Source organism: Xanthomonas sp. A1809 (assembly GCF_017746015.1).
GTDB lineage: Bacteria > Pseudomonadota > Gammaproteobacteria > Xanthomonadales > Xanthomonadaceae > Xanthomonas > Xanthomonas euvesicatoria.
The window spans coordinates 335,974-348,340 of record NZ_JAGHWZ010000003.1; the positions used below are offsets into that span (position 1 = coordinate 335,974).

A 12,367-nucleotide genomic window follows, 5' to 3' on the forward strand; every position below is an offset into this window, starting at 1 on the left:
GGCCGCCAGCCGGTGCCGCTATAATCGGCACCCGTTTCCCCTCCGCGGTCCTTTGCGCATGTTCGAGTCCCTTACCCAACGTCTCTCCGGCACCATGGAGCGCCTGCGCGGCCGCGGCCGCCTGACCGAGGAGAACATCCGCGAAGCCACCCGCGAAGTGCGCATCGCGCTGCTCGAGGCCGACGTGGCGCTGCCGGTGGTGCAGGCGCTGATCGAGCGCATCAAGGTGCGCGCAGTCGGTCAGGAAGTGCTCAAGTCGCTGACCCCGGGCCAGGCGCTGATCAAGGTGGTGCGCGACGAGCTCACCGCCGTCATGGGCGCGGCCGCCACCGACCTCAACCTCAACGTGCCGGCGCCGGCGATCGTGCTGATGGCCGGTCTGCAGGGCGCAGGCAAGACCACCACGGTCGGCAAGCTCGCCAAGCACCTGAAGGAAAAGCGCAAGAAGAAGGTCATGGTGGTCTCGGCCGACGTCTACCGCCCGGCCGCGATCGAGCAGCTCAAGACCCTGGCCGTACAGGTGGGCGTGCTGTTCTTCGCCTCCGACGCCTCGCAGAAGCCGGTGGACATCGTGCGCGCGGCCATCTCCGATGCGAAGAAGTCGTTCGTCGACGTGTTGCTGGTCGATACCGCCGGCCGCCTGGCGATCGATCAGGCGATGATGGACGAGATCAAGGCGCTGCACGCCGCGGTCAACCCCACCGAAACCCTGTTCGTGGTCGATGCGATGACCGGCCAGGACGCGGCCAACACCGCCAAGGCGTTCGGTGAGGCGCTGCCGCTGACCGGCGTGGTGCTGACCAAGACCGACGGCGACGCGCGCGGCGGCGCGGCACTGAGCGTGCGCTACATCACCGGCAAGCCGATCAAGTTCGTCGGTACCGGCGAAAAGACCGACGGCCTGGATGTGTTCCATCCCGACCGCGTTGCCAGCCGCATCCTGGACATGGGCGACGTGCTGTCGCTGGTGGAGCAGGTCGAGCACAGCGTCGATCAGGAAAAGGCCGCCAAGCTCGCCGCCAAGGTCGCCAAGGGCAAGAAGTTCGACCTCAACGACATGAAGGAACAGCTCGAGCAGATGCAGAACATGGGCGGCATCCATGGGCTGATGGACAAGCTGCCGGGCATGGGCCAGATCCCGGACAACGTCAAGCAGCAGGTCACCGGCAAGGAAGTGCCGCGCATGATCGCCATCATCAATTCGATGACCAAGAAAGAGCGCCGCAACCCCGCGCTGCTCAACGGCTCGCGCCGCGCCCGCATCGCCCGCGGCTCGGGCATGCAGCCGGCCGACGTCAACAAGCTGATGAAGCAGTACCAGCAGATGGAAAAGATGATGGGCAAGCTGGCCGGCGGCGGCATGAAGGGCCTGATGCGCAACATGAAGGGCATGATGGGCGCCATGGGCGGCCGCGGCGGCATGCCGTTCCGCTGAGCAACCTGCGTACGCCGCGCTGCGAAGACATTCGCAGGCGCAGTGCGTGCATCTTGCGCTGGCCCTTGTGCTGGCGTGGCAGACCACTTCAAGGTAGACGGGCGCGGCAGGTGCCCGTGCCCGTGCCGGCATCAGCGTTTCTCCATCGCGGTTACCATGCGCAATCTCATGGTGTGCGAAGTGATTGATGACCAGGTTTTCCAACGTCGATGCCTTCCAGCAGCGCTTTGGGCTGCGCTTGCCGATCCTGCTCAGTCCCATGGCCGGCGCCTGCCCGGTGCCGTTGTCGGCGGCGGTTGCCAACGCCGGTGGCATGGGCGCGATGGGTGCGGTGTTATCGCAGCCGCACGACATCGTGGCGTGGATGGCGGCATTCCGTGAGGCCAGCGCAGGGCCTGCGCAGATCAATCTTTGGATTCCCGACCCGGCACCTGCACGCGATGCGGCCACCGAGGCGCGGCTGCGCGCGTTTCTTGCGCAGTGGGGGCCACCGGTGGCGGAGACAGCGGGCGATGCGACACCTGCCGATTTCGATGCGCAATTGGATGCCTTGCTCGCTGCGCGGCCAGCAGTTGCCTCATCGATCATGGGTGTCTTTCGGCCCGATCAGGTGGAGCGTCTCAAGAATGCCGGGATCGCCTGGTTCGCCTGCGCGACCACCTTGGACGAAGCCCTTGCGGCGCAGGCAGCAGGCGCCGATGCAGTGGTTGCGCAAGGGGCCGAGGCCGGGGGTCATCGCGGTGCGTTCGAGGCCGGCCGCGCAGCGCAGCAGATGACCGGGCTGTTGGCGCTGTTGCCGCGTCTGGTCGATCGTCTCGATGTCCCGGTCATCGCGGCCGGCGGCATCGCCGATGCGCGCGGCATCGCGGCAGCGCTGACCTTGGGCGCAAGCGCGGTACAGATCGGCACCGGCTTGCTACGCACGCCCGAAGCTGCATTGCCGAGCGCCTGGGCCGACGCGTTATCTCAGGCAGAGCCGGAGCACACCCAGCCAACCCGTGCATTCTCGGGCCGGTTGGGGCGCGCGCTGACCACAGCGTATGTCAGTGCAGCAAGCGCTGCAGACGCACCGCCACCCGCGCCGTACCCGGTGCAGCGCGGGCTCACCGCGCCGATGCGCCAGGCGGCCGCGCGCGATAACCGTCTGGATGCGATGCAGGCCTGGGCCGGCCAATCCGCCTGGATGGCGCCTGCACAGCCGGCTGCGCATGTCGTGACGCAGTGGTGGGAACAGGCGCAGGCGCTGTTGTGCCGTTGATCTTCTGCAATGGCATGGCCGCCACCGCGCAGCAGCTCAGTGCCGCGGCGTTGAACAATTACGGCCACTTCACCACGCTGCAGGTGCGCAACAACGCTGCGCTTGGGCTGGACCTGCATCTGCAACGGCTGCAGCACGACAGCGCAGCCCTGTTTGGTGCTGCCGTCGATATTGAGGCCATCCGCGCGCAGTTGCGGGCCGCACTGTCGGTTGCCGGCAGTGCCGATGCGAGCGTGCGCATCACGGTGTTTTCGCAGGATTTCGACCTGCGCGATCCAGCGCGCGTCGTTGCACTGGATGTGTTGATCGCGCTCTCGCCCGCTGCGCAGATGCCAGCAACTGCTGTGCGCGCGCAGCCGGCCTGCTACGTGCGCGAGCAGCCGCTGTTAAAGCACGTCGGCACCTTTGCGCTGCTGCAACTGCGCCGTCAGGCAATGCTTGCCGGGTTCGACGACGCGCTGCTGATCGATCCGCAAGGCCGGCTAGTGGAGGGGGCATTCTGGAATCTGGGCCTGTGGCAGCAGGGCAGGGTCGTGTGGCCACGGGGGCCGGCCTTGCCCGGCACCCGGCAGCGGCTGCTGCAGGCCGGGCTGCAAGCGATTGGCGTCGAGCAGGACACGCGCCCCGTCACGCTGGACGAACTCCACGGTTTCGATGGCGGCTTCAGCTGCAATGCGCGTGGGCAACAGGCGTTGGCGGCGGTCGGGTCTGTGCAGTGGCCGGACGCCGCCGCCCAGCTGGCAATTCTGGAGCAGGCCCTGCAAACCCAGGCCTGGCAAGCGATCTGAGCGGTTCAGGGGTGACTTGGCTTCGCCGCCGGAGCCCGCTATAATCGTCGGCTTACCGCGCCACTCTGGCGACTGGGCAACTCAGGAAAACAACACCATGGTCAAGATCCGACTGACCCGCGGCGGCGCCAAGAAGCGTCCGTTCTACCACATCATCGTGACCGACGTGCGCAGCGCGCGCGACGGCCGCAACATCGAGCGCCTGGGTTACTACAACCCGGTTGCCCAGGGCGCAGAGCCGCGCATCGTGCTGGACGTCGCACGCGTCGACCATTGGGTCGGCAACGGCGCGCAGCTGACCGACAAGGTGCGTAACCTGTATCGCGAAGCCAAGTCTCAGGCCGCTGCGGCCTGATCTTGAGGGCCGGGTGTCGCCACCTGGCCCAGAGTCGACGCAGATGAAGCAGACCGAGCGCCGCATCCTGTTAGGCAGGATTGTCGGCGCTTTTGGTGTCAAGGGTGAGCTGAAGCTCGAATCCTGGACCGAGCCACGAACCGCCATCTTCCGGTACCAGCCGTGGATCGTGCGCGCGCCATCCGGACAGGAGTCGGTGGTCAGCGGCGTGCGTGGGCGCGATCAGGGCAAGAATCTGATTGCGGTGTTCCCCGGCGTCACCGACCGCGACACGGTCGAAGCCATGCACGGGACTGAAATCTACGTCGCGCGCAGTGCGTTGCCGCCGCCCAAGCCCGACGAATATTACTGGGTGGACCTGGAAGAGTTGCAGGTGGAAACCGTCGAAGGCGTCAAGCTGGGCACGGTCTCGCACTTGTTCTCCACCGGCTCCAACGACGTGGTGGTGGTGCGTGGCGATCGCGAGCGGATGATTCCGTTTGTGTTCCCGGATTTCGTCAAGTCGGTCGACTTCGACGCCAACCTGATCGTGGTGGACTGGGATCCGGATTTCTGATCAAAGCGGTGCTTCGGCGCTGCGCTTGACTCTACCCATTCCCCAATTCGACTCCCGATTCTCCAGTGCGCATCGACGTCATCAGCCTGTTTCCCGAGTTCATCGCGCAATGCGCGGCGTTCGGCGTGGTCGGGCGTGCGCAGGAGCGCGGCTTGCTGGAATTGCAGGGCTGGAATCCGCGCGAGCATGCGCAGGGCAACTATCGCCGCGTGGACGACCGTCCGTTCGGTGGCGGGCCCGGCATGGTGATGCTGATCGAGCCGTTGCGGGCCTGTCTGGAGACGGTGCAGGCCGCAGATACGCGGCCAGCGCCCGTGATCTACCTCAGCCCGCAGGGGCGTCCGCTCACGCAGGCGCTCGCACGCGAGTTGGCGCAGTTGCCGCGCATGGTGTTGTTGTGCGGCCGCTATGAAGGCGTGGACGAGCGCTTTCTGGCGCAGGCGGTGGAGATGGAAATCTCCATCGGCGATTACGTATTGTCCGGCGGTGAATTGGGTGCAGCGGTTGTCGTGGACGTGGTGGCGCGGTTGCAGGACGGCGTATTGAACGATGCCGAATCTGCCGCCCAGGACAGTTTCGAAGGCCCGCAAGGCCTGCTCGATTGCCCCCATTACAGCCATCCGGCGACCCATGCATGGGGCGATGTGCCCGATGTATTGCGTTCGGGCAACCATGCGGCAATTGCGCGCTGGCGCCGGAAGCAATCGCTGGGCCGGACCTGGCTGCGCCGCCCGGACCTGCTCGACGAGGCGGGGCTGGAGAAGAACGATCGCCGTCTGCTGGACGAGTTTCGCCGCGAACTCGCCCCGGACGACGAGAAATAAAGGGCTCACCCCTAGCTCTTGCAAGATTGATTGGGGTACAATATGCGGCTTGCTGGCCAGCCTTGCGTCTGGCCTCCTACGAACCTCGAGCAATCGCCGTGCGGCGACTGCCGGTCCAATATCACCAGACACGCGGTGCCCACCATGAGCAAACTCAACAAGACCATCCTGGCTGACTTCGAAGCCGCCCAGATCCAGCGCAAGCTGCCGGAATTCAACCAGGGCGACACCGTTGTGGTGAACGTCAAGGTGAAGGAAGGCAACCGCGAGCGCGTGCAGGCCTATGAGGGCGTGGTGATCGGGACCAAGAATGCCGGCCTGAACTCCTCCTTCACCGTGCGCAAGATCTCGCACGGCTTCGGCGTCGAGCGCGTGTTCCAGACCCATAGCGCCATCATCGACTCGGTCGAAGTGAAGCGTCGCGGTAAGGTGCGCGCCGGTAAGCTGTACTACCTGCGTGGTCTGGAAGGCAAGGCTGCCCGCATCAAGGAAGATCTGGCCGCCGCTGCGCAGGCCAAGGCCGCTCGCCAGGCTGCTGCCAAGGCCGAGTAAGCCACATTGGCGGGCCTGTCCCGCCACTGCCAAACAGCCGCCTTCGGGCGGCTGTTTGCGTTTGTGGGAATGGTTTTTGGGAATGCCTGTCCGGTTGCGGCATCCACGCATGATGCACACTGGGCCTTGCGGGAATTCTTCAGCAACCCCGTGTTCTCGATCGCGGGTGGTCGAGATACGGAGGCTGGCTACCCTGATCCCATGACGGTTCCAAGCGCATGCGCCCGGGATGGCTGCGGAGCCGGCGGTACGCCTGCCGCCAACGTAACTAACGCTGCGGTGTCCGCGGTACTTGCTGCGCGCCTGGTGCGTCGGTGAGCGGGGCCGGGTCGGCGACCGGTGAGGCCGGATGCGCGGGCACTTCCGCTGCAGCCGCAAGCTCCGACGGATGCGCGGGTGCGGTCAGCATGCGCGCCTTGCGCCAGCCGCCCCAGCGGTAATACGCCAGCGACAGCAGCATCGAACAGGCCGAACTGATCGGAAAGCTCCACCACACCGCATCGGCGCCCAGATGCGGCAGCAGCGCGTTGGCCAACGGCACGCGCACGCCCCACAGCGAAAACGCCAGGATCAACAACGGCGGAATCACTGCACCGGTGGCGCGTACCACGCCCGAGACCACGAAGCTGACACCGAACAGCAGGAACGACCAGATCGCGATGTGGTTGAGGTGCCGCGCAACCTCCAGCGTAGCGCTGCCTTCGGGCAGGAACAGGGCCAGGGTCCAGCGATCGAACAGGATCAGCAGCACGATCAGCAGGCCCGTCATCAGGAAATTGGCGGCGATGCCGGTACGTGCGACCGCATCCACGCGTGGCCACAGGCCGGCGCCCACATTCTGCGCGGCCATCGACGAACAAGCGGCGCCCACCGCCATGGCCGGCATCTGCACATAGTTCCATAGCTGCAATCCTGCGCCGAATGCCGCAGCGGTTTCGGTGCCGAAGCCATTGACCAGCGACAACATGGCGATCATCGACAGCGAGATCATCACCATCTGCAGGCCCATCGGCACGCCTTTGACGATCAACGCGCGCAGGATGGCTGGGTCGATGCGAAACAGGCGCAAGTCGCTCCGGCCCAGCCACAAGACATGGCGTTTGTTGCGCAGATACACCAGCAACCCGGCCAGTGCGACGACCTGCGCGATCAACGTGGCCCAGGCCGCACCGGCAATGCCCAATGCCGGAAACGGGCCGATGCCGAACAACAGCAGCGGGTTGAACACGATATCCAGCAGCACCGACAGCAACAGGAAACGGAACGGCGTGCGCGCATCGCCGGTGCCGCGCAAGGCCGCCGACAGGAAGGCGAACAGATACAGCGTGGGCATCGCCAGGAAGATCACCCGCAGATAGTCTTCGGCCAGCGTTTGCGAGGCGGCGGGCGTGCCCATGGCGGTCAGCAGATGCGGCGCCAGGTACCAGCCGAGCACGGCAATCACGGCCGACAGCCCGCCGAAGAAGCTTGCGCTGGTGCCCATCACTTTGCGCGCTTGGGCGATATCGCGTGCGCCCATCGCCTGGCCGATCAGGATGGTCGAGGCCATGCCGATGCCGAACACCGAGCCGATCAGGAAGAACATGATGCTGTTGGCATTGGCCGCCGCGGTCAGCGCTTCTTCGCCGAGATAGCGGCCGATCCAGATCGCGTTGATCGAGCCGTTGAGCGACTGGGCGATGTTGCCGGCCATGATCGGCAGCGCGAACAACAGCAGGTTCTTGCCGATCGGGCCTTCGGTCAGGACAGCGGATTTGGGCATCGCAGTCGTATCGTCGCGCAGAAGGTGCGCACACTAGCATTGCCCAGGTGAGCCCGGATGCAGCGCACTTGCGGCGAGGCGGCGAGGCGGCGAGGCGGCGTGGGGCGCGCTGATCGTGGAGCACGCTGCGCATTTTGTCTGGCGGCGGCATGCGAAGTTGCCGCAGGCTTGCGCCCGCATAGGCAACGCGGCAGGTGCAGCCTGGCGAGGATGGGGGAGTGCGCGTCGGCTGGGGCGCAGCCAGGTCGGACGTGTTCGACAGCTGGCCTGCTGATGCGCCGGCCGATCGCTGCATCGCGGTTGGATTCCTATTGGTGCGTCCGTTCGTCTAAGAACCGAATGCAGGATCGCTATGCTGCCCAAGGCAGCAAGGACGCAAAGCCCACTATGCTGTCGCGATGGTGATCCGTGCGACCCGTTTGCTGCATCTGCTCGACGCCCTGCGCGGACGGCGTCGGCCCGTGGCCGGTGCGCAGCTCGCCACTGCGCTGGGCGTCAGCCTGCGTACGCTGTATCGCGATATCGCCACCTTGCGCGCGCAGGGCGCCGACATCCTCGGCGATCCCGGCGTCGGCTATGTGTTGCGTCCAGGCTTCCTGCTGCCGGCACTGAATTTCACCGAGGACGAACTGGAGGCCTTGACCCTGGGCGCGCGCTGGGTGGCGCGCCAGGCCGATCCGGAACTGGCGCAGGCGGCGCAGCGTGCGGTAGCGCGCATCACCGCCACGCTGCCCGGCAATCTGCGCGCATCGATCGAGACCAGCGGGCTGCTGGTGCCTGCGGCCGATGCCGCGCAACCGCCCGCACCGTGGCTGCCGATCCTGCGTCGCGGCATCCGGCTCGAACACGTGCTGCGGATGGACTATGCCGATGCCGAAGGCGCTGCCTCGCAACGGCGGGTCTGGCCGTTCGCGATGGCCTTTCTTGGCGGCTACGGCATGATCGCCGCGTGGTGCGAACTGCGCGGCGATTTCCGCCATTTCCGCGCCGACCGGGTGCTGGCCCTGGCCGACGATGGCGAACGCTATCCCTCGCGCCGGCATCTGCTGATCAAGCGCTGGCGCGCGGCGACCGGCTACGGAGCCGACTGCTGACAGCACCTGTCAGCAGGGCAGGACCAGACTGCAGGCTGTCCACCAGGAAAGTCTGCTCATGTCCACCGAGATCGTGCTCTACACCCACCCGTTGTCACGCGGCCGTGTCGCCCGCTGGATGCTGGAGGAGACCGGCCTGCCGTACCAGGCGGTCATCCTCGACTACGGCACCACGATGAAGGCGCCGGACTATCTGGCGATCAACCCGATGGGCAAGGTGCCGGCGCTGCGCCATGGCGAGACGGTCGTCACCGAGAACGCGGCGATCTGTGCCTACCTGGCCGACCTGGTGCCGGAGCGGCATCTGGCGCCGCCGCCGGGATCGCCGGCGCGCGCCGATTATTACCGCTGGCTGTTTTTCCTGGCCGGCCCAGTGGAGGCGCTGCTGACCGCGAAGGAAAGCGGCGTGCTGGCACCGGCACGCAGCGCCGGCTACGGCCACGAAGCGGACCTTCTGCAGACCCTGGAACAGGCCATCGCGGGCCGCGAATACCTGGCCGGCGCGTGCTTCAGCGCGGCCGACCTGTACATGGCGGCGGTGGTGGGTTTCTACACGCGTACCGGCATGCTGGAGCCGCGGCCTGCGTTTACTGCCTTCGCGCAACGGCATGCCGCCCGACCTGCGGCACTGCGTGCCAACGCTGCCGACGATGCGTTGATTGCGGCGCATCCGAACCCGGACATGCCGCGCACCGTGGACACGACGAACACCTAGCGGCGGCGACGGTCCGCTGGCGGTGCTGCCCTGCGGTGCGGACCAGGCCGCACCTGGTTCTGCCCGCTTGAGTTCCGCAGTCGTTGCCCAAACATCGGGTGTGGCGCACGCCATCGTCGCCGAAGGCGCCGGCAAGCGAGCCGGCGTTTGCGCAAGATCGCAGCGCTTGCACGCATGCAAGGCGTGCTGCGCGAGCCAACGCACGACACGAGACCGCGAGACGAATGAATCTAGAGCTGGAACAGGCGATGACGGTCAGGCTGGATGTCTGGCTGTGGGCAGCGCGCTTTTTCAAGACGCGCAGCCTGGCCAAGAATGCAGTGGAGACCGGCAAGGTCGACGTGGCCGGCCAGCGTCCCAAGCCGTCGCGTGCGCTGCGCAGCGGCGAACAACTGCGTATCGACCGCGGCGGCGAAATCTTCGAGATCACCGTTGCCGCGCTCAGCGATGTGCGCGGCCCGGCCCCGGTCGCACAGGCGCTTTACATCGAAACCGACAGTTCGCGCGAGGCCCGCGCGCAATGGCGCCTGCAGCGCGCGGCCGAGCGCACCGGTTACCGTGCGCCCGAGGGTAAACCGGACAAGCGTGCGCGCCGCCTGATCACGGCATTGGGCGATATCGACGCGTTGTAGCGCGCTGTCGGCGCAGGCTGTCATGCAATCGACCCGCAAATGCAAACGCCCCGGCGATTCGGGGCGTTTGCATTAGGTGGCACACGCACCTGCGTGTTGGCAGGTGCGTGAGAGTGAGCACGCTTAGGCCAGATCGAAACGATCCAGCTGCATTACCTTGGTCCAGGCGGCAACGAAGTCGTGCACGAACTTCTCCTGCGCATCGGCGCTGGCGTAGACCTCGGCCACCGCACGCAGGATGGAGTTGGAGCCGAACACCAGGTCCACGCGCGTGCCGGTCCAGCGAAGTTCGCCGGTGCTGCGGTCGCGGCCTTCGTACTCGTCCTTCGCCTCCGAGGTGGCCTTCCACTCGGTGCGCATGTCGAGCAGGTTGGCGAAGAAGTCATTGCTCAACACACCGGGACGGCTGGTGAACACACCATGCTTCGAGTCGCCGACATTGGCGCCCAGCACGCGCAGGCCGCCGACCAGCACGGTCAGCTCCGGCGCGGTGAGGGTGAGCAGCTGGGCCTTGTCGATCAGCAGCGCTTCGGCCGGCACTGCGTAGCGACGCTTGGCGAAGTTGCGGAAGCCATCGGCCACCGGTTCGAGCACGGCGAAGGATTCCACATCGGTCTGTTGCTGCGACGCATCGGTACGGCCGGGTGCGAACGGCACGGTGACCTGGTGGCCGGCGGCTTGCGCTGCATGTTCCACTGCGGCGTTACCGGCCAGCACGATCAGGTCGGCCAGCGAGATCTTCTTGCCACCCGATTGCGCAGCGTTGAAGTCGGCCTGGATGCGTTCCAGCGTTGCGAGCACCTTGGCCAGTTGCTCGGGCTGATTGGCCTGCCAATCCTTCTGCGGGGCCAGGCGGATGCGCGCACCGTTGGCGCCGCCACGCTTGTCCGAGCCGCGGAACGTGGAGGCCGACGCCCACGCAGTGGATACCAGGTGCGCCACGCTCAGGCCCGAGGCCAGGATGGCCTGCTTGAGCGCGGCGGCGTCCTGCGCATCGACCAGTGGGTGATCGACCGCCGGCACCGGGTCCTGCCACACCAACTCTTCAGCAGGCACGTCAGCGCCCAGGTAGCGCGAGCGCGGGCCCATGTCGCGGTGGGTGAGCTTGAACCAGGCGCGTGCGAAGGCATCGGCGAATTGTTCGGGATGCTGCTGGAAACGCCGCGAGATGGCTTCGTACGCCGGGTCAAAGCGCAGCGCCAGATCGGTGGTCAGCATCGTCGGGCGATGCTTCCTGGAGGCGTCGTGCGCATCGGGAATGATGGCGTCGGCGTTCTTGGCCACCCATTGGTGCGCGCCGGCCGGGCTCTTGCTCAGCTCCCACTCGAAACCGAACAGATGGTCGAAGTAATCGTTGCTCCACTGCGCCGGTGTGGTGGTCCAGGTCACTTCCAGGCCGCTGGTGATGGTGTCGGCGCCCTTGCCGCTTCCATAGCGGTTGTGCCAGCCCAAGCCCTGGCTTTCCAGCTCGCCGGCTTCGGGTTCGGCACCCACGTTGTCGGCCGGGCCGGCACCGTGGGTCTTGCCGAAGGTGTGGCCGCCGGCGATCAGCGCCACGGTCTCTTCATCGTTCATGGCCATGCGCGCGAAGGTGTCGCGGATGTCGCGCGCGGAGGCGATCGGGTCGGGGTTGCCGTCCGGGCCTTCCGGATTGACGTAGATCAGGCCCATCTGCACTGCGGCCAGCGGGTTTTCCAGGTCGCGGGTATGCGGCACCTGGCTGTCGTCGTCCTTCACCAGCACCCCGTGCGCTTCGTCCACGCCCGGCGAACCGCGCGAGTAGCGGTCGTCGCCACCCAGCCACTTGGTTTCGCGACCCCAGTACAGGTCCTGATCCGGCTCCCAGGTATCTTCGCGGCCACCGGCGAAACCGAAGGTCTTCAAGCCCATCGATTCCAGCGCGACGTTGCCGGTGAGAATCATCAGGTCGGCCCAGGAAATGGCCTGGCCGTACTTCTGCTTGATCGGCCACAGCAGGCGACGCGCCTTGTCCAGGCTGACGTTGTCCGGCCAGCTGTTGAGCGGGGCGAAGCGTTGCTGCCCACGTCCGCCACCGCCACGTCCATCGCCGATGCGATAGGTGCCGGCGCTATGCCAGGCCATGCGCACGAACAGCGGGCCGTAATGGCCGAAGTCGGCCGGCCACCAGTCCTGCGAATCGGTCATCAACGCATGCAGGTCCCGCTTGAGCGCCTGCAGGTCCAGGCGCTTGAATGCGTCGGCATAGTTGAACGACTGGCCCAGCGGGTTGGATTTGCTCGAATGCTGGCTGAGCAGATCCACGCGCAGCTGCTTGGGCCACCAATCGCGATTGGTGGTTCCGGTACCGACGACGGCGTGGTTGAACGGGCACTTTGCTTCGGTGGTCATGGCAATACCTGTGTGCGGGAGCACTT

12 protein-coding genes are annotated in these 12,367 nt (G+C 66.3%); 10 read left to right on the forward strand and 2 right to left on the reverse strand.

Annotated features, from left to right (window positions below; translation table 11 throughout):
* Nucleotides 1-58: 58 nt before the first annotated feature.
* The 7 genes from ffh to rplS all read left to right on the forward strand — a co-directional run bounded on the left by ffh (nt 59) and on the right by rplS (nt 5,768).
* Nucleotides 59-1,435 (forward strand): signal recognition particle protein, encoded by a 1,377-nt coding sequence (gene ffh / locus J7396_RS02555; RefSeq protein ID WP_209260908.1) that lies wholly within the window; start codon nt 59-61, stop codon nt 1,433-1,435.
* A 187-nt stretch (nt 1,436-1,622) separates the two neighbouring features.
* Nucleotides 1,623-2,693 carry a nitronate monooxygenase gene (locus J7396_RS02560; protein ID WP_041469502.1) on the forward strand — a complete coding sequence of 357 codons (1,071 nt, stop codon included), beginning with the start codon at nt 1,623-1,625 and terminating at the stop codon, nt 2,691-2,693.
* Nucleotides 2,684-3,481 carry an aminotransferase class IV family protein gene (locus J7396_RS02565; protein ID WP_209260909.1) on the forward strand — a complete coding sequence of 266 codons (798 nt, stop codon included), beginning with the start codon at nt 2,684-2,686 and terminating at the stop codon, nt 3,479-3,481. Before J7396_RS02560 ends, J7396_RS02565 begins: the two co-directional genes overlap by 10 nt.
* 97 nt (nt 3,482-3,578) lie before the next feature.
* Nucleotides 3,579-3,836, forward strand: a complete 258-nt coding sequence (rpsP, locus tag J7396_RS02570; protein WP_003484223.1) for a 30S ribosomal protein S16 — start codon at nt 3,579-3,581, stop codon at nt 3,834-3,836.
* Nucleotides 3,837-3,879: 43 nt separating this feature from the next.
* Complete coding sequence (gene rimM / locus J7396_RS02575) at nt 3,880-4,392, forward strand: ribosome maturation factor RimM (RefSeq protein WP_008571121.1); 513 nt, start codon at nt 3,880-3,882, stop codon at nt 4,390-4,392.
* A 65-nt stretch (nt 4,393-4,457) separates the two neighbouring features.
* Nucleotides 4,458-5,216, forward strand: coding sequence for a tRNA (guanosine(37)-N1)-methyltransferase TrmD (gene trmD, locus J7396_RS02580; protein WP_014089658.1), 759 nt, complete (start codon nt 4,458-4,460; stop codon nt 5,214-5,216).
* A gap of 144 nt (nt 5,217-5,360) precedes the next feature.
* A complete protein-coding gene (gene rplS, locus J7396_RS02585) occupies nt 5,361-5,768 on the forward strand; it encodes a 50S ribosomal protein L19 (protein WP_003484215.1) in 408 nt (135 codons plus the stop codon).
* A gap of 268 nt (nt 5,769-6,036) precedes the next feature.
* Here the strand turns inward: rplS and J7396_RS02590 are convergent, their stop codons facing one another.
* A complete protein-coding gene (locus J7396_RS02590; RefSeq protein WP_029818941.1) occupies nt 6,037-7,530 on the reverse strand; it encodes an MATE family efflux transporter in 1,494 nt (497 codons plus the stop codon).
* Nucleotides 7,531-7,928: 398 nt separating this feature from the next.
* Between J7396_RS02590 and J7396_RS02595 the strand changes: the two genes are divergently transcribed.
* The 3 genes from J7396_RS02595 (at nt 7,929) to J7396_RS02605 (ending at nt 9,971) form a co-directional block, all read left to right on the forward strand.
* Entirely contained in the window at nt 7,929-8,624 is a 696-nt protein-coding gene (locus J7396_RS02595; protein ID WP_031421633.1) for a YafY family protein, read from the forward strand.
* Between the two features lie 58 nt (nt 8,625-8,682).
* Entirely contained in the window at nt 8,683-9,339 is a 657-nt protein-coding gene (locus J7396_RS02600; RefSeq protein WP_209260910.1) for a glutathione S-transferase family protein, read from the forward strand.
* Between the two features lie 224 nt (nt 9,340-9,563).
* A complete protein-coding gene (locus tag J7396_RS02605) occupies nt 9,564-9,971 on the forward strand; it encodes an RNA-binding S4 domain-containing protein (protein WP_127167941.1) in 408 nt (135 codons plus the stop codon).
* A 123-nt stretch (nt 9,972-10,094) separates the two neighbouring features.
* Here the strand turns inward: J7396_RS02605 and katG are convergent, their stop codons facing one another.
* Nucleotides 10,095-12,341 carry a catalase/peroxidase HPI gene (gene katG, locus J7396_RS02610; protein WP_209260911.1) on the reverse strand — a complete coding sequence of 749 codons (2,247 nt, stop codon included), beginning with the start codon at nt 12,339-12,341 and terminating at the stop codon, nt 10,095-10,097.
* Nucleotides 12,342-12,367: the final 26 nt, after the last annotated feature.

Excerpts from the sequence above, each read along its gene's own strand:
- rpsP (WP_003484223.1), top strand. The coding sequence starts at position 3,579 with ATGGTCAAGATCCGACTGACCCGCGGCGGCGCCAAGAAGCGTCCGTTC.
- J7396_RS02590 (WP_029818941.1), bottom strand. The coding sequence starts at position 7,530 with ATGCCCAAATCCGCTGTCCTGACCGAAGGCCCGATCGGCAAGAACCTG.
- rplS (WP_003484215.1), top strand. The coding sequence starts at position 5,361 with ATGAGCAAACTCAACAAGACCATCCTGGCTGACTTCGAAGCCGCCCAG.
- ffh (WP_209260908.1), top strand. The coding sequence starts at position 59 with ATGTTCGAGTCCCTTACCCAACGTCTCTCCGGCACCATGGAGCGCCTG.
- J7396_RS02560 (WP_041469502.1), top strand. The coding sequence starts at position 1,623 with ATGACCAGGTTTTCCAACGTCGATGCCTTCCAGCAGCGCTTTGGGCTG.
- J7396_RS02605 (WP_127167941.1), top strand. The coding sequence starts at position 9,564 with ATGAATCTAGAGCTGGAACAGGCGATGACGGTCAGGCTGGATGTCTGG.
- J7396_RS02595 (WP_031421633.1), top strand. The coding sequence starts at position 7,929 with ATGGTGATCCGTGCGACCCGTTTGCTGCATCTGCTCGACGCCCTGCGC.
- J7396_RS02600 (WP_209260910.1), top strand. The coding sequence starts at position 8,683 with ATGTCCACCGAGATCGTGCTCTACACCCACCCGTTGTCACGCGGCCGT.
- katG (WP_209260911.1), bottom strand. The coding sequence starts at position 12,341 with ATGACCACCGAAGCAAAGTGCCCGTTCAACCACGCCGTCGTCGGTACC.
- rimM (WP_008571121.1), top strand. The coding sequence starts at position 3,880 with ATGAAGCAGACCGAGCGCCGCATCCTGTTAGGCAGGATTGTCGGCGCT.